Origin of the sequence: Nocardia transvalensis NBRC 15921 (genome assembly GCF_000308875.1) — a bacterium.
Classification (GTDB): domain Bacteria; phylum Actinomycetota; class Actinomycetes; order Mycobacteriales; family Mycobacteriaceae; genus Nocardia; species Nocardia transvalensis.
The window spans coordinates 59403-80226 of sequence record NZ_BAGL01000007.1 but is presented as its reverse complement, the minus strand read 5'-3'; the positions used below and the strand labels follow the sequence as shown (position 1 = coordinate 80226).

The following is a 20824-nucleotide window of genomic DNA, read 5'->3' as shown; positions in this document are numbered from 1 at the left end:
TCGCTGCGCAGCGTCTGGATCAGGTTGATACGCACGAGCCTCAGGAAGATGCCCGCGGTCAGCAGGCCGAGCGCGATCGCGGGCAGTACCGCGTGTTTCAGCACGTCGACCAGATACCCGCTGTCGCCGTAGAGGATCGCGTCGATGGTCAGGATATTGGTCTTGGGCGAGACGTGCTGGAGCGCCAGTTCGACATTGGTGCTGGCCCGCCCGGCCACCGGCAGCCAGCCCAGCTTCACCGCGAAGATCAGCTTCAACAGCAGGCCGACGAAGAACACCGGGGCCGCGTAGACCAGGATCCCGAACAGCCGCAGCCCCACATCCGCCGCCTTGTCCCGGCGGCGAGCGGCGTAGCGGCCCAGCGGAACTCCGACCAGGAAGGCCACCAGCAGCGCCCAGAACACCAGCTCCAGCGTGGCCGCACCATAGCTGGCGATGATGTCGCCGATGGCCCGGTTGTCGGTGGAGCGGCCGAAGTCGCCGCGCACCAGCCCGGAGATGTAGTCCCAATACTGGCTCAGCACAGGGCGATTGAGCCCGGCCGCCTCCTTGCGGGCCTCGATCTGATCCGGCGGCAGATGTCCGCCCAGCGCGGCGCTGATCGGATCGCCGACGACCCGCATCAGGAAGAAGACGACCGTCACCAGGATCCAGGCCGTCGGAACGATCAGCAGCAGCCGCACACTCAGGTACCGCAGCAGCACCCCGTAGCGGGATCGGCTGCGACCCGGCGCATTCCGAGGAGCAGGAGCCGGGGCGGCCGGCTCCTGCTCGGTGGTCGCGGTCGTCACTTGCTCAGCACGCTGTAGCGGAACTTGGTCGACGGATCGAGTGTCGACTCGGTGCCCTGGACGCCCTTGGTCGTGATGGCGATCTGCTTACCGGACAGCAGCGGCACGATCGAGATGTGCTTGTCCGCCATATCGCGCTGCACCTGCTGGATGATGGCCAGGCGCTTGTCCTTGTCGGGCTGAGTCACCTCCGCCGTCAGCTGCGCGGTGATGGCCGGATCCTCGAAGTGGTTCTGCAGGAAGTTGTTCGGCGCGAAGAACGGGGTCAGGTAGTCGTCCGGATCCGGATAGTCCGGGAACCAGCCCATCTGATAGACCGGGTAGCCGTCGCGCGCCCGCTCCCGCTGGTAGGTGACCCATTCGGTGGACTGCAGATTGACCTTGAACAGCCCGGTGGCCTCCAGCTGGCTCTTGATCGCCGCGTACTCCTCGGAACTGGAGCCGCCGTAGTGGTCCGGGTTGTACTGCAAGTTGATCTCCACCGGGCCCGCGACACCGGCGTCGGTGAGGAACTTGGCCGCCTGCGCCTTGTTCGGCTTCGCGCCGTAGATATCCTTGAACGACTCGGTCGCGCCCGGGAAGCCCTGCGGCACGGACGAATACGCCGGAGTGTAGGTGCCCTTGTAGACCTGCGACGACAGCGCGTCACGGTCGATACTGGAGGCGACGGCCTTGCGAACGGCCAGCTTCTGCTCGGGCGTACCGCCCGGCATCGTGTTGAGGTTGAACACGATGTAGCGCAGCTCGCCGCCGAGGCCCTCGTGCACCGCCACTTTATCGTTGCCGCGCAACGACTCCAGATCGGTGGGGCTCAGGCTGCGGTACGCGACGTCGATATTGCCGTTCTGGATCTCGAGTTTGAGATTGTCGCCGCTGGCGTAGTACTTCGTGGACACCGATTCGGTCTTCGGCTTGCCGAGCAGGCCGTTGTAGTCCGGATTCGCCTTGTACTCGACCAGCTTGTTCTTGTCGTAGCTGGTGATCGTGTACGGGCCGGAGTACGCCTTCCCCTTCACGACCGCGTCGTCGTCGAGAATCTTGTCGGCCGGGAAGACCGTCTCGTCGACGATCGGCCCGGCTTGGGTCGGCAGGATCGCCGGGAAGGTCTGATCGTTGGCGTTCTTGAGGGTGAACGCCACCGTGTAGTCGTCGGCCGCGTCGGTGTGGTCCAGATTCCCCAGCAGGGAGGCCGGGCCGTTCGGGTCGTTGATCTTGACCATCCGGTCGAAGGAGAACTTGACGCTCTTGGCCGTCAACGGATTTCCGCTGGCGAACTTCAGCCCCTTCTTGATCGTGCACGTGTACACGGTGGGGGTGCTGAACTCGCACTTCTCCGCGGCGTCCGGCTCCGGCGTGGTCTTACCGGGCGCGAAATTCATGACGTGCTGGAAGATCTGTGTCTCGGGTACGTAGGACCCCTGGTCGTAGGCCGCCGCCGGATCCAGCGAGAAGATCTTGTCGGTGGTGCCGATGACCAGCCCGCCGCCCGCATCCCCCTCGCCGGTGCGGCCGGCACCGCACCCCGCTACCGCCAGTAGCGCGAGGCCCGCCATGCCTACTGCCGCAATACCTTTCGCCGTACTTCCTAGAGCACCCGACGCCTGTGTCGCCGATAACCGCATGCTGTCCCTCATCTCCGCAACGCGACGCACCCGGTGGCTGGATCTCAGTCCGGGCGCGACGCGGTGAACTTCGGTATGGCGGGGACAGTACCGCCGGGCCATTGCAAATATGTTGCGTTTCGCAACAATTAGAGTGTTCCGTGCCAGAAATGTGTCGGCCCAGGCACGCTCCAGCCGGAACTATTGCATGCTGCGCAATGCCCGGACCGGACAGGGTGGCATTACTCGGCAGTACGCCGCGTGGACGCGCAACTATGTTTCAGGGACGGCTCAGCGCGCTCGCATTCGCGTTCTCGCCCAGCAGTTCCGACTCGCTCTTCCCGCCGAGGATGCCCTCGAGCACATTCTTGCCGATGGCCACCTCGGAGGGCAGGGGAATCGGGTACTTGCCGTCGAAGCAGGCCGCGCACAGCCGCGTGCTCGGCTGCTCGGTGGCGGCGATCATCCCGTCGATCGAGATGTAACCGAGGCTGTCGGCGCCGATCGAGCGCCGCACGTTCTCGACCATCGCCTCGGCCGATTCGTCCGCGTCGGGCCCCGCGCCGTTGGCGATCAGCTCCGCGCGCGAGGCGAAGTCGATGCCGTAGAAACACGGCCACTTCACCGGCGGCGAGGCGATGCGGACGTGGATCTCCAGCGCGCCGGCCTCGCGCAGCATGCGGATCAGCGCGCGCTGGGTGTTGCCGCGCACGATCGAATCGTCGACGACGATCAGGCGCTTCCCGCGGATGACCTCGCGCAGCGGATTGAGCTTCAGCCGGATGCCGAGCTGGCGGATGGTCTGGCTGGGCTGGATGAAGGTGCGGCCGACGTAGGCGTTCTTCATCAGGCCCTGGCCGTAGGGAATATCCGAGCCCTGGGCGTAGCCGACCGCGGCCGGGGTCCCCGATTCGGGCACCGGGATGACCAGGTCGGCGTCGACGGGATGCTCCTTGGCCAGGCGGCGGCCGATCTCCACGCGGGTGCCGTGCACCGACCGGCCGGAGATGGTGCTGTCGGGACGGGCCAGGTAGACGTACTCGAAGACACAGCCCTTGGGCTCCGGATTCGCGAAGCGCAGCGAGCGCACGCCGTCGGCGTCGATCGCCAGCAGTTCGCCCGGTTCGATCTCCCGCACGAACGAGGCGCCTACGATATCCAGCGCCGCCGTCTCGCTGGCAACCACCCAGCCGCGGTCCAGCCGCCCCAGGCACAGCGGGCGCACCCCATGCGGATCGCGCGCGGCGTAGAGGGTGTGCTCGTCCATGAAGGTCAGGCAGAACGCGCCGCGCAGCGTCGGCAGCAGTTCCATCGCGGCCTGCTCGATGCTCTTGTCGGCGGCGGCGTGGGCCAGCAGCGCGGTCATGACGTCGGAGTCCGAGGTGGCCGACATCGAACCGCCCGAGAGGCGGCCGCTGTTCAAGCCCAGGTCCCGGGCCCGGGTGGCCAGCTCGGCGGTGTTGACCAGATTGCCGTTGTGGCCCAGGGCCAATCCGCTGCCCACCGCGGTGGTGCGGAAGATCGGCTGGGCGTTCTCCCAGGTGACCGAGCCGGTGGTCGAGTAGCGGCAGTGCCCGATGGCGACGTGACCCGGCATGGCGGCCAGCGTCTGCTCGTCGAACACCTGACTCACCAGGCCGAGATCCTTGAACACCAGCACCTGCGAGCCGTCGGCGACGGCGATGCCCGCCGCCTCCTGGCCGCGGTGCTGCAATGCGTACAGACCGTAGTAGGTGAGCTTGGACACATCCTCGCCCGGAGCCCAGACACCGAAGACTCCGCACTCCTCGCGCGGCTCGTTCTCGGGCTGATCCGGAGCGGGATTGTGCAGCAGGTTGGGGCTGTCGACCGACATGTCGGCGTTGGTCACCGTTTGCTCCCTGTTCGGCGGGCTGGGGGCAATGATCAGTCTACGGGTCATCGCGGGGAAACCTCGCGCGGGATCACCCGGGTGGCAGGGTATTTGCTGTTACCGTTCCCCCCGTGGCGACTACCGACAGCGCGGAAGTGAGTCCTCCCACCCGGCATCTGACCCCGGTGAAGTGGGTTTTCCCGGTGATCGTGATGACCCTGCTGGCCTCGCTGCTGGGTGTGATGTATCTCGACTATGTCGTTGATCCCGAGAAGAACCTGCACGGCTTTCCGGTCGCGCTCGTCAACCAGGACGTCGGCGACACCATGGGCGCGCCCGGCCAGGAGAAGCAGGTGAACTTCGGCAAGCAGGTCGCCGAGGGGCTACAGCAGGCCGTGCCGTCGGACAAGATCGATCTGCGGGTGGTCGGCGCGAACGAGGCGCAGCAGGCCATGCAGTCCGCGCAGGTGTACGGGACCATCTACATCCCCAGCGACTTCTCCAAGCGGCTGGGCATTCTCGGCATCGGCAGTATCGTGCCGGGCGATATCGAGCGGCCGATCATCACGTTGCAGACCAATCCGCGCACGGGCGCGTTCGCCACGGCCATCCTGCAACGGTTCGGCGAGGAGGCGCTGACCCAGGTTCAGGCGCAGGTCGGCAAACAACTGACCGAGCAGGTCCAGGCTCAGCTGGCGCCCGCACCGGACGGTCCGCCCGCACCGGAACTCTCGGGCGCGGCCCGGATCACCCTCGAGAAGCCGCTGAATATCGTGGTCGAGCAGTATCGCCCGCTCCCCGGCGGTTCGGGTGAGGGGCTGACGGCCTTCTTCTACAGCCTGCTGCTCCTGCTGGTCGGCATGGTCGGGGCGATGATCATCCACCAGCTGATCGATGCGGCGCTGGGGTTCCTGCCCACCGAATGGGGGCCGTGGTACGTGCACTATCCGCGGGCCTCGATCTCGCGGGTGCAGACGTTGCTGATCAAGTGGTCGGTCGTGGTGACGATGGCGGTGGTCGTGTCCGCGGCGCTGCTCGGCATCGGCAAGGCCCTGGGGATGCCGATCGACAAACCGCTGGCGCTGTTCCTCTACGGCGCGTTCGTGATGATCGCCGTCGGCTTCACCTGCACCTCGGTCCTGGCCGCGATCGGCACCTCGGGCCTGATCGTCAACCTGATCGTCTTCGTCATCCTGGGCCTGCCCTCCTCGGGCGGCACCGTCCCGATCGAGGCGACGCCGAAGTACTTCGAATGGCTGGCCAACTTCGAGCCCATGCACCAGGTCTTCCTCGGCGTCCGCTCGATCCTCTACTTCAACGGCAACGGCGACGCCGGCCTCACCCGCGGCATCTGGATGACCGTCCTGGGCCTTGCCATAGGCACAATCCTCGGCCTAACCATCACCCGCATCTACGACCGCAAGGGCCTGGAACGCAAGCCGACCAACCCCCGCCCCGAGCCCGCCTGAGCGGGCCCGGCCCAAGCATCCCCATTCCCTCACCGATGCCAAGGACTGTGGTTACCCAGGAACTGCGGCACCTGGTCCCACATCGGGTGGAACCAATCGACGATGGGCTGGAACAACTGGAACATCGGTAACTCCGTCCTCCCCGCACACGGGGCGCTCTCGGTATGCGACCGGATTGCCGCACACAGACAACGCTATGGGCGAATTCGCCTTCTACCTGGGACGGAACGAGCAATCCGCTGAGGATCCGCTGGCACTCGCTGGGAGCGGACCGCCGCGACTCACAGCGGCACCAGCGGCAGCCAGCGCGCTACCTCCTCGGCCCGCAGCCCCGAGGCGCTGAGCGCACCCGACTCCACCGCGTCCGCGAAGGACAACAACCCCGTGGCCAGCAACAACCAGGTCCGCGGGTCCGTCTCCACCACATTCGGCGGCGTGCCCCGCGTATGCCGCGGCCCCTCGATGCACTGCACCGCCACGAACGGCGGCACCCGGACCTCCACCGAATGCCCCGGCGCCTGCGCGGCCAGCGTCCGAGCGCTCCCCCGCACCGCCGCCGCGAGATCGGTGCGCGCCGGCGCCGCGACGGTCTCGTCGCGCAGCCAGTCACTCACCGCCACCAGCACTTTCCGCAATTCCGCCGGATCCATTGCCGCCTGTCGTGCCACCGATCGAGCCTAACCGGTGCGCTCCCACCGCAGGGTCCAGCCCGTCCTGCCGAACCAGTACCCGGCCGCCACGCCGACCAGCGCCCCGGCCACCGCACCCAGCAGGGCCACCGCCTCCGGATCGGGCAGAGTGCTCAGCTCCCACGGATTCGAATTCGAGTAGGAAATGGCCACGGCCACGACCTCGCTCTGCTGGTCACAGCTGTATCCCGACCGCTCGACGGGTTCCGGTGGGGACGGGACAGCCGGTGCGCCGCGCTCGGCGATCACCGCGACCGACGACGCGGCCCCCGCCCCGACCAGGGCCCCGACGATCGCCAGTACCAGCATCAACATGCGCATGACGGAATTCTGCCGCACCCGCCGCATCCGGTGAAGGTGCCGAATCGTTGCCATACCCCCTCGAGCGAACAGCCAGCGAGATACTCACCGCAACAACAGGTTTGGTGTTATTCAACGGGGCGGCGCAGCATTGCACGGGCCGCGGCGGGCGCGAGTGCTCCACCGTCGTTGAGGGCCAGATGCAGCAGGGCCGGGGCGGTCGCGCTACCGGAGCGGCGACGCAGCCAGGACAACACCAGACCTCCCGCCGCGGTGGCGGCGACGGAGGCCGGGACGTTGTCACCGGCGGACCGAGCGGGATGGATGTGCCAGAGCCCGAATATCAGTGGCCCGAGCCACTTTCCGACGGAACCGGCGACATCGTCGAGCAGCGGATCGAGGGTGCCGCGAAAGATCAGCTCCTCGCTGTAGACGGTGCCGATCGGAATATGGACCACGGCCCACTCCGCGAGCGGCGCCTCCGGAGCCCGGTCCGCGAATCCGGCGAGCCGGGAGCGCAGCGCCGGAATCGACAGCGCAACACCGTAACCCGCCACGACAACGGCCGCCGCCCCTGCACCCCAGCGCAATCCGCGCCCCGACCCCCAGTTCGGCCGCCCGCCGAACGTGATGCCGTAGCCGGTGGCGAAGGCAGCGTTGGCGACCGTCCGACCACGCATACCGAGAGCGAGCCTGGGCAACACAATATTGCTCCACAGCAGCGGAATACCGGCGGCGGCAGAACCTTTCATCATTTCACCGCACGCTCGAATTCCTCGGACAACTCCAGCTGGGTGCGGATGCTCTCGTGCACCTCCGGGGTCCAGTCCGGCGGCGGGAGCACCGCGACCCATCCGTCCAGCACCAGGCTGCCGTAGTTGTGCCCGTGCCCGTCGCTCACGCTCTGGGCATTGGTCAGGTCGACGGCCACCTGCCAGAACGTGACGAACGGCCACCAGCGCATCTGCGAGGACACGTCCGGCCCGCGCGGCTCCGACAGCCAATCGGGCTGGGAGAAGATCAGATCCGGCGACCACCACACGATCGGATCCGAGGCGTGTTGCAGATAGGCGATGCGCGGCCGCCGCCAGTCCGGCGAGGGCCTGTTCAGATCGGGTGAATCGGAGGCGAATCGGACCACCAGCCCGTCGGCGTAGATCGGCTCCACCTCGCGGGTGCCCGGGTCGCGGCGCTCGATGAACTGCTTCCACAGCCGATTCGAATTCGGCGGCCCCACCCACATCGCGCCGTCCACCTCGCCGCGCAGATCGGCCAGCCCGTCGAAGGCCGACTCCGACCCCTGCGAGCCCAGACTCTCCCCGTACACCAGCAGCTTCGGCCGCGACTCCGGTGGACGCGCCGACCACGCCGCGTGGATGGCGTCGAACATCTTCTTCCCCGCCACCGCCACCTTCTCGCGGTCCGCCAGGAACGACAGCACGCTGGGCAGATACGAATACTGCGAGGCGACGATCGCCGTATCGCCGTGGTACAGGTACTCCAGCGCCCCGGCCGTCTGCGAATTCACCCAGCCCGTCCCGGTGGTGGTGACGACGACCAGCACCTTCCGGTCGAAGGCGTGCGTGCGCTCCAACTCGTCGACCGCCAGCTGCTCCTGCGTCTCGCCGTCCTGCGCGGAGTCCAGGCCGACGTACACCCGGACCGGTTCGCGGGCGGGCGCTTTCGTCACCGCGCCGATGCGGAACGCGTCGGGCCCGTGCGAGACGAACCAGCGCCCTTCCGATCCCAGCGTCTCCCACTTCGCCCGCGAGGCCGGGCTGCCGGAGCGTTCGGCCTGCTCCGGCTGCACGGCGTAATCCGACATCTTGTCGTTGCGGACGCTGAACGCCGAGTTGGCCACCGCGAAGAACGCCCGCGTCGCCACGCCGTTGAACAGCGTCACCGCCAAGATCGCCAGCACGATCGCCCCGACGGTCGGCGCGAATTTGGGCGGCACCCACACCCAGCGGCTGAGCAGCCGGGCGAAGAACCGCACGATCTCCCGCAGCGTGCGATACGCCGCCACCACGATGACGCCCACCGCCAGGCTCAGCACCCCGGTGCGCAGGTAGGCCGCGCGCGTGGTGCCCTCCATATCCATCAGCGCGGAGATCTGCCGCTGCCAGTCCGCCGACAGCACCAGCATCCAGATCGCGACCAGGACACAGAGCGCCAGCACCGTCAGCTTGATCGCGTACCGCACCGGCAGCGGCGGCGAGCCGATCGGGATCTTGGGCCGAATCCACTTGCGGAACAACCACTCGAGCACGCAGCCCGCGCCGTACCCGATCGCGGCGTTCAGACCGCTGATGAGGCCCTGGAACAGCCAATCGCGCGGCAGCAGCGACGGCGTCACCGACCAGGCGAAGAAGACGGTCGCGACCACCAGGCCGACATAGTTGAGGTCGATGATGTCGTCCTCGAGCCGGCGCAGTAGCCGCGAACCCCGCCGGACGACAACAACGCTGCGTGAACGCAGCGTTGTGAGAGTGTCCGCGGTGTCGAGCACCCGTCTAGTATGGCGACCCGGGGTCGGAAATCGGGGACCTCACGGCGTGAGGACAGTAACGCAGCGCGCGGGAAATACCCGTCCGATCCGAGTAGTTCTACCCACGATCGCGGTGCCCGCGACCGGCACGCTGTACCCATGAGCAACCCGAACTCGCAGCAGAAGAGCACTCCCGCCTTTCTCGCGCAGGCCGCGATCGCCTTCGGCGTCAGCTTTATCGCGACCGGCGCGGGAATCCTCTACCTACCGCTGGACATCTGGCAGCGCGGCTTCCTCCTGATGTCCGCGCTCTTCCTGGTCAGCAGCAGTTTCACCCTCGCCAAGGTGGTCCGCGACCAGGTCGAGACGTCCCGCGTCACCCACCGCATCGACGAGGCCCGCATGGAAAAGCTGATGGCCGAGCACGATCCGTTCAAGGTGGTGGGGTGAGGTTCCGGCCAAAAACGTGCCGGAACCAGGGTTAATTCACATGGCCGAACAGCTTCGGCAGGGTCCCTTCGAAGGTCTCGCGCAGTTCGGCCAAGGTCACCGAGAACTGGCCCTGCACCTCCACCGAATCCGAGCCCTGGTCGACGACGCCGATGCGGACCCACGGGAGGCCGCGGGCCGTGCACATCTTGGTGAAGCGGGTCTCCTCCGTGCGGGGCACCGCCACCAGCACGCGGCCCGCCGATTCGGAGAACAGCGTCACGAACGGGTCGGCGTCCTCGGGAAGCAGGATGCGGCAACCGGTCTCGCCGGCCAGCGCGGCCTCGACGACCGTCTGCATCAGGCCGCCCTCGCTGAGATCGTGTGCGGCGGTGATCACCCCGTCGCGTGAGCCGGCGGTGAGCACCTCGGCCAGCAGCTGCTCGCGGGCGAAGTCGACCCGCGGCGGCACCCCGCCCAAGTGGTCGTGCGCGACCTGAGCCCAGATGGAACCGCCGAATTCGTCGCGGGTATCGCCCAGCAGGATCAGCGTCTCGCCCGGCTCGGCGCCCAGGCCGGTCGGGATGCGCCGGTGCACATCATCGATGACACCCAGCACGCCCACCACCGGGGTCGGCAGAATCGCGGTCTGCCCGGTCTGGTTGTAGAAGCTGACATTGCCGCCGGTGACCGGAATGCCCAGCGCCACACAGCCGTCCGCGAGCCCGCGCACCGCCTGCTGGAATTGCCACATCACGCCCGGATCCTCCGGCGAGCCGAAGTTCAGGCAGTTGGTCACGGCCTTCGGGGTGGCGCCGGTGGCGGCGACATTGCGGAACGCCTCGGCCAGCGCGAGCTGCGCGCCGGTGTAGGGATCGAGCTTCGTGTAGCGGCCGGAGGCGTCGGTGGCCAGCGCGATACCGCGCCCCGACGACTCATCGATGCGGATCACACCGGCGTCGGCGTGCTCGGCCAGCACGGTGTTGCCGCGCACGTAGCGGTCGTACTGCTCCACGATCCAGCGGCGGCTGCACAGCTGCGGGCTGGCGAGCATGGTCAGCGCGGTACTGCGCAGTTCGTCGCCGGTCTCGGGGCGCGCCAGCGTATCCGGGACGTCGGCGATCAGCGCGTCCTGCTCGTCGGGACGCCGCACCGGGCGCTCGTAGACCGGCCCCTCGTGCGCGACGGTCCGCGGCGGCACGTCCACGACGGTCTCGCCGTGCCAGGTGACCACCAGGCGCTCGCCGTCGGTGACCTCGCCGATGACGGTGGCCAGCACGTCCCACTTCGCGCAGACGGCCATGAAGGCGTCGACGTTCTCGGGCGTCACCACCGCGCACATGCGCTCCTGCGACTCGCTCGAGAGGATCTCGGCGGGAGTCATATTCGCCGCCCGCAGCGGCACCCGGTCCAGCTCGACGTGCATGCCGCCGTCGCCGGCGGCCGCCAGCTCGGATGTGGCACAGGACAATCCGGCGCCGCCGAGATCCTGGATGCCGACGACCAGTCCGGCGTGGTACAGCTCGAGGCAGCACTCGATGAGTACCTTCTCCGCGAACGGGTCGCCCACCTGCACGCTCGGCAGCTTCTTGCGCCCCGTGCCCGACTCGTCGCCGGAGAAGGTGTCCGAGGCCAGCACGGATACGCCGCCGATACCGTCCAGGCCGGTGCGCGCGCCGAAGAGAATGATCTTGTTGCCCTCGCCGGACGCGAACGCCAGGTGCAGGTCCTCGACCCGCATCACGCCCGCGCACAGCGCGTTCACCAGCGGGTTCCCCTGGTAGGAGGCATCGAAGACGGTCTCGCCGCCGACATTCGGCAAGCCCAGCGAATTGCCGTACCCACCAACGCCGCGGACCACGCCGTCGACCACGCGCCGGGTGTCGGGGTGGTCGGCCGCGCCGAATCGCAGCTGGTCCATGACCGCGATCGGCCGCGCGCCCATCGCCATGATGTCGCGCACGATGCCGCCGACGCCGGTCGCCGCGCCCTGATACGGCTCGACGTAGGACGGGTGGTTGTGGCTCTCGACCTTGAACGTGACCGCCCAGCCGTCGCCGATGTCGACCACGCCGGCGTTCTCGCCGATGCCCGCGAGCATGGCGGCGCGCATCTCGTCGGTGGTGGTCTGGCCGAAGTAGCGCAGGTGCACCTTGGAGGACTTGTAGGAGCAGTGCTCGCTCCACATCACCGAGTACATCGCCAGCTCGGCGTCGGTCGGGCGGCGGCCGAGAATCTCCCTGATGCGGGCGTATTCGTCGTCCTTCAGGCCCAATTCCTTGTACGGCTGCGGGGTATCCGGGGTGGCTGCGGCGGCGCTGACGGTGTCGACGTGGACAGTCACGGGAGTACCAGGGTCCTTTCGGCCGGGCATACGGCTGGCAACCGGCAGAGGCGCCGGATGGTGCGCGAGGCTCGAGCGGGCGGGGAGACCGCCCCAGTCTAGTGTGTGGCAAACCCCACCCGACCAGGCGACCAACCTGTCGCGGGATACCCTGATCAAGTGACAGATCGCTCCAGGGTCGCGGATCCCGGCGAAGTGCCTGTGGCCACCTCCGAACGGCCGCGCGCAATGGGTCTGACAACCCGTCAGCTACGTCTGCTGGCCATAGCCATCGGCTTGTTCGTGCTCTCGGCGATCGTCTCGCACTTCGCCAAGCTATGGCACGGCTACATCGATCTCCAGGTGTACCGCAACGGCGCCCGGGTGTGGCTCGACGGTGGTGATCTGTACGGCCCGATGCCGAAATCGGGCGGGATCGGGCTGCCGTTCACCTATCCGCCGCTGGCGGCGCTGCTGTTCACGCCGCTCGCTCTGCTGTCGCTGGGCGCGGCCGAATGGGTGGTGCTGGCCGTATCCCTGGGGAGCCTGGGGATCACGCTGTGGCTGGTACTGACTCGATTACGCCCCTCGCTGGACCGCCCGACCATGCTGGCCCTGGTGATCGGCGCGGTGGCGATTCTGGGGCTCACCGAACCGGTGCGGCAGACCTTCAACTTCGGGCAGATCAATCTGGTCCTGATGGCCGCGATCGCCCTGGACGTGCTGGTGCGCAAGCCGTTCTGGCCGCGGGGGATGCTCATCGGCATCGCGGTGTCGATCAAGCTGATCCCGGCCGCGTATCTCCTTTACTTTTTGCTCCGCCGGGACTGGCGGACCTCGATCACCCTGGTGTTGTCGGCGGCGGGCGCGATCGCGCTGGGATTCCTGCTGTTCCCGCACGATTCGGCCGAGTACTGGTTCCACACCATGTGGGATACCGGCCGCATCGGACCGCCCGCCTACGCCGGGAACCAATCGCTCAAGGGCTTCGCCTTCCGTCTCGGCACCTCCGATACCGCCGCGACGCTGATCTGGCTCGTGCTGTCGGTCGTCGCCGTCGGGCTGGCGGCGATGTGGATGAAGCGCCTCCTGGACGCGGGCGCCGAGATCTCCGCGCTGCTGGTCAACGCCGCCGCGGTCCTGCTCGTCTCGCCGATCTCGTGGTCGCACCACTGGATCTGGGTGGCCCCGGCGATGCTGACCGTCGCCGCCGCCGAAACCACCCGCGGCACGAACGGCGAAGCGCCCCAACGCCGCCGGCGCGGTCGCGCGTTCACGGCCCTGCTCTTCGCCGTCACCGTGATGTTCTTCGTCGGCCCCCACTGGCTCCTGCCCCACCAGCACGACGAAGAGTTGTCCTGGTCCCTGTGGGAGCAACTGATCGGCAGCAGCTACGTCCTGGTCACCTTCGCCGTCCTGGCCATCGGAGCCTTCTTCCACCGCCCCTCCCCAGCACCCGCCTAACCGTCGTTCCCCGGGATGCTCCTAACCCTCGTTCCCCGGGATGCTTTTGGCCGGGGTCAAGAAGGCGGCGAGGGCCTCGGCGTAGGACGTCACGTCGTCCGCGCCCATCAGTTCGCGGGCCGAGTGCATGGCCAGCTGCGGTGCGCCGACGTCGGCTACGGGCATGCCGGTGCGGGCGGCGGTCATCGGGCCGATGGTGGAGCCGCAGGGCAGGTCGGCGCGGTGCACGTAGCGCTGGAGCGGCACCCCGGCCCGCGCGCACGCCAGGGCGAAGGCGCCCGCCCCGGCGGCGTCCGTGGCGTAGCGGAGGTTCTGGTTCACCTTCAGCACCGGACCGCCGTTGACCTCGATGCGGTGCGCGGGCTCGTGCCGCTCGGGATAGTTGGGGTGCGTCGCGTGCGCCATATCCCCGGACGCGCAGACCGAACCGGCCAGGGCCGCAAGGTATTCCGACCGCCCGCCGCCGCGGGCCAGCACGATCCGCTCCAGCACCGCCGGGAGCAGATCCGACTGCGCGCCGCGGTCGGACTGGCTGCCGACCTCCTCGTGATCGAACATCGCGAGCACGGGCGTCGCCGCACCCGGATCCTCGACGGCGGCCAGCAGGGCGCGCAGGCCCGCGTAACAGGTGCCCTGATTGTCCAGGCGGGGCGCGCTGACCAGGTCGCGATCGCGCCCGACCAGCACGCTGGGCGACAGATCGTGGGTCATGAGCTCCCACCCCAGCACCGCGCGGGGATCGACCCCGGACCGCTCGGCCACGTACTCCAGGAACGAGCGCGGCTCGCCCCCGACGCCCCAGACCGCGTTGACGTGCCGCTGCGGGTCCAGGGTCACCCCGCGCCGGTCCTCGGACAGGTGGATGGCCAGCTGCGGCACCCGCAGCAGCGGCTCATCGATGCGGACCAGCCGCTCCCGCACGACGTCCCCGTCGCGCAGCGAGAGCCGGCCGGAGATGCCGAGTTCCCGGTCCAGCCACGAGTTGAGCAGGGCGCCGCCGTAGGGCTCCAGCCCGACCAGCTGCCAGCCCGCCGACGCCAGGTCGGGATGCTGTTTCACCCGCAGATTCGGGCTGTCGGTGTGCGCGCCGACCACGCGGAAGGGATGGGCAGCCGGACCGTCGGCCGCACCGGCCCACGCGACCAGCGATCCGCCCCGCACCACGAAATACCGCCCCGACCCGCCGTCCGTCCAGGGCTCGCGCTCCGGCAACTCGGTGAAGCCGTGGCCCTCCAGTTCGGCGGCCACGGTGCGGACGACGTGAAACGGGGACGGCGAGGCGTCGACGAAGGCACACAGCCCGGACGCCGTCGCGGTGGTCGAGACAGGCATACGGGCGATCTTAGGCGTACCTTCGCATTCGCTCCGGCCGTGCGCGGACTGAGGACGGCTACGCCGACTGTGCCGACCAGACATCGCCTCTGAAAAATAATCACGCGGTATCCGAGAATTACGGTCCGGCAATGAAATACAGTTTCGAGTACCGAGCGAGACGTAGGATGATTCGGCGGTTTCTTTCCCCGGTCAGTCGGCGACCGGGACCTCGGCCACCAATTCGAGCAAACGCAGCAGTTCGGCATGACTCCGGGCGCCGATCCGCTTGCGCAATTCCTCCTCGGCCCGCGACTCCTCGGCACGCACCGAGTCGACCAGTTCGGTGCCCCGCTTGGTGAGACCGATGAGGATGCGGCGGCGGTCGTCCTCCGCGGCGATCCGGAAGATCAGCCCGCGTTCGGCCAGCGCATCGGCGTGCCGGGTGGCCGATGAGGGCGGTAGCTGCGCGCGAGCGGCCAGCTCGCTCATCGTGACGCCCACCTGATCCGACAATTTCGACAGCATCGCCCATTGATCGGCCGAAAGTTGCCTGGCACACAATGCCGCATCGAGGTGACGTAACCAACTGCGCTCGGCGGCACGCAGCGCTCCGTGAAGCGTTGCAAATCCACCTACAATGGTCGACATATTTTCCCGCCCATCATTTTCGCTCGGACGAGAAGAAGGGTACCGAATGTTCGCGTTGCGCGAGAGTCCGGACGATGTGATCGAGGTTCTCAACATCGTTCCCCTCCAGGGCTCCGGCGGAATTGTGGCCCCGTCGTGCGACGCCGCAATTTCGCTGGCCGTGGATGAGATCAACAGCGGCCCAGGAATTCTCGGGCGCGAAGTGCGCGTGACCACCATCGATGGCGGGCGCACGCCCCGCGAGGTGGCCCGGGAGGTCTCGGCCCTGCTGGCCACCGGCATGGTGCACGCGATCACCGGCTGGCACATCTCCGCGGTGCGCCGCGCCGTCGCGCGAGCCGCCGACGGTCGCGTCCCCTACCTCTACGCGACCACGCACGAGGGCCTGCCGGACGAGATGCCGGGCGTGCTGCTGATCGGCGAGGATCCGCAGGGCCACGTCCTGGCCGCCATGCGGTGGCTGCGCGGCCAGTTCGGCGCCCGGCGCTGGGCGATCATCGGCAACGACTACATCTGGCCGCGGGCGACGGCCGAGGCCATCCACTCCGCACTCGATCCGGCGTCGATCGTGCTCGAGCGATTCGTGCCGCTGGGCACCGGCGACTTCGGCGATTTCCTCGCGGATGCCCGTCTCGACGAGGCGGACGGCGTCGTCATGCTGCTGGTCGGCACCGACGCGGCCCACTTCAACCGCCAGTTCGCCCGCACCGGCCGCGCCGCCCGCCAGGTCCGGGTGAGCCCGGCCGTCGACGAGACCGTGCTGTTGTCCGCGGGCGCGGCGGCCAACGACAACCTCTACGTCTCCTCGTCGTTCTTTCCCGGCCGGGAGCGGCTGAACCGGTACCGGGCCATGCACGGCACCTTCGCGCCGCAGCTCACCTACTTCGGTAACACCAGCTACGAGGCGATGCACACCCTGCGCGCGGTCGCGTCCGCGGCCGGCACCCTCGACGTGCCGCGCATCCACGCCGTCCTGCGCGACGGGGCCGTGCTCAGCACCCCGTCGGGCGAGCGCAGCTTCCGCGACAATCAGGCGGTCCAGTCGGCGCAGATCGCCCGGGCCCGGGGCGTGGACTTCGACATTCTCGGCCGGATTTCCTGACACGCCTTCCCCCGCGAGGCGTCAACCCCTATCTACATTGTGAGTAAACTCGCGATGTCCTACGCCGGGGCATGGAGCAGTATCCGCCACCACCAGCACAGCTGACGGGAAGTGCCGATATGGGAACGCCGGGGGTGCACGACGAGACCGTCGAGATCCTCAACGTCGTACCGCTGCGTGGCTCCGGCGGGATCATCGGCGCGTCCTGCGAGGCGGCCGCCCGCCTGGCCGAACTCGAAATCAACAGCGGCAGTGGGATTCTCGGCCGCGAGGCGCGGATCACGACCATCGACGGCGGCGGGCCGGCCGACGAGGTCGCCCGCGAGGTGTCGGCCTTCCTCGCCACCGGGATGGTGCACGCGATCACCGGCATTCCCATGCCGGATGTGCGCGCGGGGATCATGGCGGCCGCCGACGGCCGGGTGCCGTGCCTGTTCGGCATCGGCGACGAGGGTCATTTCGGTCCCCGGCGCGGGGTCTTCATGATCGGCGAGAATCCGGGCGCGCAGACGGTCGCCGCCCTGGAGTGGCTGCACCGCGAATTCGGCGCGCACCGCTGGGCCATCGTCGCCAGCGACTACATCTGGTCGCGGTTGATGGTCCCGACCCTGCGCGGACTCCTGGACCGCCCGCACGAACTCGTCGCCGAGTACGTCTTTCCCCTGGGCACCGAGGATTTCGGCGCGGCACTGGACGATCCGCGACTCGATACGGCCGACGGGGTGATCGTGCTGCTGGTCGGCGGCGACGCGGCCCGCTTCAATCGCGCCTTCGCCGCGAGCGGGCGAGCCGATCACCAGTTCCGCACGGGCCCGACCGCCGACGAGAATCTGCTGGCCGCCGGTGGCCCGTTCGCGAACGCCAACATCTACGTGCCATCCAGCGTCATCCCCGACCCGCGACTACGCACCGACCGCGAACGCCTCGAGCGCTACCACCGCCTGCACGGCCGCTTCGCCCCGTCCTTCAGCCGCTTCGCCACCTGCAACTACCAGTCCCTGCACGTCCTCCAGGGCCTGACGGCGGCCGCCAAGTCGATCGAGGTCGACCGCATCCACACCACCGTCGACTCCGGCCTGGTCCTCGACCGCGCCACCGGCGAATTCACCTTGTCCGGCAACCAATTCGAGCAGCCGGTCCGAGTGTGCCGAGCCAACGGAGCGGAATTCGAGCCCTTGGTCAGGGTCTGAGAACGCCACCACGTCCCGGCATGCCACCTTCCCTGTTTTCCGGCATGCTTTTGGCCGGAAAACAGGGGCGACTAAGCCGAAACCAGCGAATCAATCACCGACAGGAAGATCCCCAGCCCATCATCACTCGGCCCGGTCAACGGCTCGGTGGCGTGTTCGGGGTGGGGCATCAGGCCGACGACGCGGCCGTCGGCGGAGGAGATTCCGGCGATATCGCGCTGGGAGCCGTTCGGATTCTCGCCGGCGTAGCGGAACACCACGCGGCCCTCACCCTCGAGCTCGTCGAGCACCGGCTGCGCGGCCTGGTAGCGGCCCTCGGCGTTCTTGACCGGCACGAGGATCTGGGCGCCCGGCTCGTAGCGCGAGGTCCACGCCGTGCCGGTCTGCTCCACCCGCAGCCATTCGTCGCGGCAGACGAAGTGCAGGCCCTCGTTGCGGGTCAGCGCGCCGGGCAGCAGCCCCGCCTCGCACAGCACCTGGAAACCGTTGCAGATGCCCAGCACCGGCAGGCCCTTACCGGCCGCCTCGACCACCGAACCCATCACCGGCGCGAACCGGGCGATGGCGCCCGCGCGCAGGTAGTCGCCGTAGGAGAAGCCGCCGGGAACGACGACCGCGTCCACACCCTTCAGATCGGCGTCGGCGTGCCACAGGCTCACCGCCTCGGCGCCGGCCAGCCGCACGGCCCGCGCGGCGTCGACGTCGTCGAGGGTGCCCGGAAAGGTGATGACCCCGATGCGCGCGGTCACGACACCCGCACCACTTTCCAGTCCTCGATGACGGTGTTGGCGAGCAGCGCTTCCGCGATCTTCTCCAGCTCCGCGTCGCCGACACTGTCGTCCACGTCGAGCTCGAACCGCTTGCCCTGCCGGACATCCGAGACACCGGGAAAGCCCAGGCGCCCGAGCGCACCGACGATCGCCTGACCCTGCGGATCCAGGATCTCGGTCTTCGGCATCACCTCGACCACGACTCGTGCCACGCGACTGCTCCTCACGCTGGTGGGGGAATACCTGAACAGCCTAATCGGGGCGGTGCGCACCGGGCTCGCCGGGGCGCACACCACTACCGTGAAGACATGCGCATAGCCCACTTCGGTCATTCCTGCGTTCTGGTCGAGCTCAACGGCGCGAAGATCCTGTTCGATCCCGGCACCTTCTCGCACGGATTCGAGGGCATCACCGGCCTCGACGCGATCGCGATCACCCATCAGCATCCCGATCACATCGACCCCAACCGGATCGGCGCGCTGCTGGATGCGAATCCGCAGGCCCGGCTGCTCAGCGATCCGCAGACCGCGCAGCAGCGCGGCGAGCCGTGGGAGCCGGTGCACGCCGGCAACGTGCTGTCCGTCGGCGACGTGCAGATCACCGGCGGCGGCGGGCGGCACGCGGTCATCCACCCCGAACTCCCGGTCATCGACAACACCGTCTTCCAGCTCGGCAGCCCCGACGACCCCGCCCAGTTCGTCCACCCCGGCGACTCCCTGTGGGTCCCCCCGGTCAGCGTCGGCGTCCTCGCCACCCCCGCCGTCGCCCCCTGGATGAAGATCAGCGAGGCCGTCGACTACCTTCGCGCCGTCTCCCCCCGCACCGCCCTCCCCATCCACTACGGCATCATCGCCCCCGAGGCCCAGGGCATCTACTTCGGCCGCCTCTCCGAAATGCGCCCCGCCGACACCGAATTCACCGTCATCGAGCCCGAAGACCACATCGAGCTGTAGTGCACGCCCACCTGTGCGTTCCTGCCGAAAGCAGGCCGGAAACGAGGGAGTCGCTGTCGTCTGCGTGACTATCCGGCGTAGGTGGCGAGGAACAGGGCCTCCGTGAGGGCCATGTGTTCTATCTCGGTGGGGTCGACGCTCTCGTTGGGGGCGTGGATGAGGCATTTCGGTTCCTCGACGCCGATGAGCATGATCTCGGCGTCGGGGTAGGTGCCGGCGAAGACGTTGCACAGGGGGATCGAGCCGCCCTGGCCCTCGGTGGTGGCCTCGCGGCCGTAGGCGGCGTGGAAGGCCGCCTCCATGGCCGCGCGGGCCGGGCCGCCGGTGCCGGAGCGGAACGGCGCGCCGGTGCCCTCGGATTCCACCGAGACCTTCGCGTGCCAGGGCGTATGCGATTCGAGGTGTGCGGTCAGCGCCTTCAGCGCCTTGTCCGGATCGATGCCGGGCGGGATCCGCAGATTCAGCCGGGCGCGGGACCGGGGCTGGATGGCCGCCGAGGAACCGACCACCGGCGGCACATCGATACCCAGCACGGTCAGGGCGGGCCGGGCCCAGACCATATCGGAGACGGTGCCGTCACCGAGCAGGTCGACGCCGTCGAGCACGCCGGCGTCGGCGCGGAACTGCTCGGCCGGATATTGCACGCCGTCCCAGGTCTGGTCGGCGGTGAGACCGTCGATCGTGGTGTTGCCCTTCGCATCTCGCAGCGTGGCCAGCAGGTGGATCATGGCCGCCAGCGCATCGGGAGCGGGCCCGCCGAACATACCGGAATGCATAGGCCCGGAGAGGGTTTCGACGGTGACGATCACATTCACGTTGCCGCGCAGGGTCTGCGTGAACGTCGGCACGCCGACCGCGAAGTTGCCGCAGTCGGCGATGACCAGGGCATCCGCGCGCAACAGGTCGGCGTTGCCCGGCACGAAGGCTTCCAGCCCGCCGGTCCCCTGCTCCTCCGACCCTTCCGCCACCAATGTGATGCCGACGGGAAAATCACTGCCGCCCACCGTTTCCCGCAACGCTCGCAGCGCGGTCAGGTGGGTGACGATATTGCCCTTGCAGTCGGCCGCGCCGCGCCCGTACCAGCGGCCGCCCTTCTCGGTGAGCTGCCAGACCGGCGTGTGCCAGGCGGCGTCGTCGAGCGGCGGTTGCACGTCGTAGTGGCAGTACAGCATGACCGTCGGCGCACCGGCGGGCGCCGGATACCGAGCGACGACGGCCTTACTGCCGTCCGGGGTTTCGTGCAGTCCGGCATCGGTCAGCCCGACCTCACGGAACGCGTCGGCCACCCACTGCGCGGCCCGCTCGCAGTCCTCGGCCGGGAACTGCCGGGGATCGGCCACCGATCGGTACGAAACCAGTTCGGTAAGATCGGCTTTCGCCCGCGGCATCAGGGAGCGCACCTCGGCGCGCAGGGCGGCCGTGCGGGAATCATCGGTCATAT

At 68.5% G+C, this 20824-nt stretch carries 19 protein-coding genes; 6 read left to right on the top strand and 13 right to left on the bottom strand.

Features of this window, described 5'->3' with window-relative positions:
- The 3 genes from ON41_RS04355 to purF all read right to left on the bottom strand — a co-directional run.
- The coding region (locus ON41_RS04355; protein WP_040745323.1) for an ABC transporter permease at positions 1-704 on the bottom strand (704 nt) is incomplete at its 3' end.
- Between the two features lie 83 nt (positions 705-787).
- Complete coding sequence (locus tag ON41_RS04350; RefSeq protein WP_040745321.1) at positions 788-2344, bottom strand: ABC transporter substrate-binding protein; 1557 nt, start codon at positions 2342-2344, stop codon at positions 788-790.
- A 328-nt stretch (positions 2345-2672) separates the two neighbouring features.
- The gene (gene purF, locus ON41_RS04345; RefSeq protein WP_040745319.1) at positions 2673-4262 is read right to left on the bottom strand and encodes an amidophosphoribosyltransferase; all 1590 of its coding nucleotides are present in this window, start codon (positions 4260-4262) and stop codon (positions 2673-2675) included.
- Between the two features lie 113 nt (positions 4263-4375).
- Here purF and ON41_RS04340 point away from each other — a divergent pair, with 113 nt between their 5' ends.
- Positions 4376-5713 carry a YhgE/Pip domain-containing protein gene (locus ON41_RS04340; RefSeq protein ID WP_373281316.1) on the top strand — a complete coding sequence of 446 codons (1338 nt, stop codon included), beginning with the start codon at positions 4376-4378 and terminating at the stop codon, positions 5711-5713.
- Positions 5714-5994: 281 nt separating this feature from the next.
- Here the strand turns inward: ON41_RS04340 and ON41_RS04335 are convergent, their stop codons facing one another.
- The 4 genes from ON41_RS04335 to ON41_RS04320 all read right to left on the bottom strand — a co-directional run bounded on the left by ON41_RS04335 (position 5995) and on the right by ON41_RS04320 (position 9211).
- Positions 5995-6381, bottom strand: coding sequence for a sterol carrier family protein (locus ON41_RS04335; protein WP_246829445.1), 387 nt, complete (start codon positions 6379-6381; stop codon positions 5995-5997).
- 9 nt (positions 6382-6390) lie between these two features.
- Positions 6391-6723, bottom strand: coding sequence for a hypothetical protein (locus ON41_RS04330; protein ID WP_157185349.1), 333 nt, complete (start codon positions 6721-6723; stop codon positions 6391-6393).
- A gap of 107 nt (positions 6724-6830) precedes the next feature.
- The gene (locus tag ON41_RS04325) at positions 6831-7382 is read right to left on the bottom strand and encodes a CPBP family intramembrane glutamic endopeptidase (RefSeq protein ID WP_246460925.1); all 552 of its coding nucleotides are present in this window, start codon (positions 7380-7382) and stop codon (positions 6831-6833) included.
- A gap of 71 nt (positions 7383-7453) precedes the next feature.
- The gene (locus ON41_RS04320; RefSeq protein WP_083905119.1) at positions 7454-9211 is read right to left on the bottom strand and encodes an alpha/beta hydrolase; all 1758 of its coding nucleotides are present in this window, start codon (positions 9209-9211) and stop codon (positions 7454-7456) included.
- A gap of 138 nt (positions 9212-9349) precedes the next feature.
- Between ON41_RS04320 and ON41_RS04315 the strand changes: the two genes are divergently transcribed.
- Positions 9350-9640: a YiaA/YiaB family inner membrane protein gene (locus ON41_RS04315; protein WP_040745310.1), complete on the top strand. Its 291-nt coding sequence runs from the start codon at positions 9350-9352 to the stop codon at positions 9638-9640.
- Positions 9641-9671: 31 nt separating this feature from the next.
- Here the strand turns inward: ON41_RS04315 and purL are convergent, their stop codons facing one another.
- Positions 9672-11963: a phosphoribosylformylglycinamidine synthase subunit PurL gene (purL, locus tag ON41_RS04310; protein ID WP_040745308.1), complete on the bottom strand. Its 2292-nt coding sequence runs from the start codon at positions 11961-11963 to the stop codon at positions 9672-9674.
- Between the two features lie 159 nt (positions 11964-12122).
- Between purL and ON41_RS04305 the strand changes: the two genes are divergently transcribed.
- On the top strand, positions 12123-13406 hold the full coding sequence (locus ON41_RS04305) for a glycosyltransferase 87 family protein (protein ID WP_246829444.1): 1284 nt from the start codon (positions 12123-12125) through the stop codon (positions 13404-13406).
- Positions 13407-13427: 21 nt separating this feature from the next.
- On the opposite strand, the gene ON41_RS04300 is transcribed toward ON41_RS04305, so the two are convergent.
- Both ON41_RS04300 and ON41_RS04295 read right to left on the bottom strand, forming a co-directional pair.
- Complete coding sequence (locus tag ON41_RS04300) at positions 13428-14738, bottom strand: M18 family aminopeptidase (protein WP_040745306.1); 1311 nt, start codon at positions 14736-14738, stop codon at positions 13428-13430.
- A 192-nt stretch (positions 14739-14930) separates the two neighbouring features.
- Positions 14931-15368 (bottom strand): MarR family winged helix-turn-helix transcriptional regulator, encoded by a 438-nt coding sequence (locus tag ON41_RS04295; RefSeq protein WP_040745304.1) that lies wholly within the window; start codon positions 15366-15368, stop codon positions 14931-14933.
- Between the two features lie 46 nt (positions 15369-15414).
- On the opposite strand from ON41_RS04295, the gene ON41_RS04290 reads away from it, so the two are divergent.
- A complete protein-coding gene (locus ON41_RS04290) occupies positions 15415-16470 on the top strand; it encodes a substrate-binding domain-containing protein (RefSeq protein ID WP_040745302.1) in 1056 nt (351 codons plus the stop codon).
- 119 nt (positions 16471-16589) lie between these two features.
- The gene (locus tag ON41_RS04285; protein WP_040745300.1) at positions 16590-17660 is read left to right on the top strand and encodes an ABC transporter substrate-binding protein; all 1071 of its coding nucleotides are present in this window, start codon (positions 16590-16592) and stop codon (positions 17658-17660) included.
- 71 nt (positions 17661-17731) lie between these two features.
- Here ON41_RS04285 and purQ read toward each other — a convergent pair whose 3' ends face one another.
- Both purQ and purS read right to left on the bottom strand, forming a co-directional pair.
- On the bottom strand, positions 17732-18409 hold the full coding sequence (gene purQ, locus ON41_RS04280) for a phosphoribosylformylglycinamidine synthase subunit PurQ (RefSeq protein ID WP_040745299.1): 678 nt from the start codon (positions 18407-18409) through the stop codon (positions 17732-17734).
- A complete protein-coding gene (purS, locus tag ON41_RS04275; RefSeq protein WP_040745297.1) occupies positions 18406-18642 on the bottom strand; it encodes a phosphoribosylformylglycinamidine synthase subunit PurS in 237 nt (78 codons plus the stop codon). Before purS ends, purQ begins: the two co-directional genes overlap by 4 nt.
- Positions 18643-18738: 96 nt before the next feature.
- Between purS and ON41_RS04270 the strand changes: the two genes are divergently transcribed.
- Positions 18739-19383 carry an MBL fold metallo-hydrolase gene (locus ON41_RS04270; RefSeq protein ID WP_040745296.1) on the top strand — a complete coding sequence of 215 codons (645 nt, stop codon included), beginning with the start codon at positions 18739-18741 and terminating at the stop codon, positions 19381-19383.
- A gap of 68 nt (positions 19384-19451) precedes the next feature.
- On the opposite strand, the gene ON41_RS04265 is transcribed toward ON41_RS04270, so the two are convergent.
- Positions 19452-20822, bottom strand: coding sequence for a dipeptidase (locus tag ON41_RS04265; RefSeq protein WP_040745294.1), 1371 nt, complete (start codon positions 20820-20822; stop codon positions 19452-19454).
- Between the last annotated feature and the right edge of the window lie 2 nt (positions 20823-20824).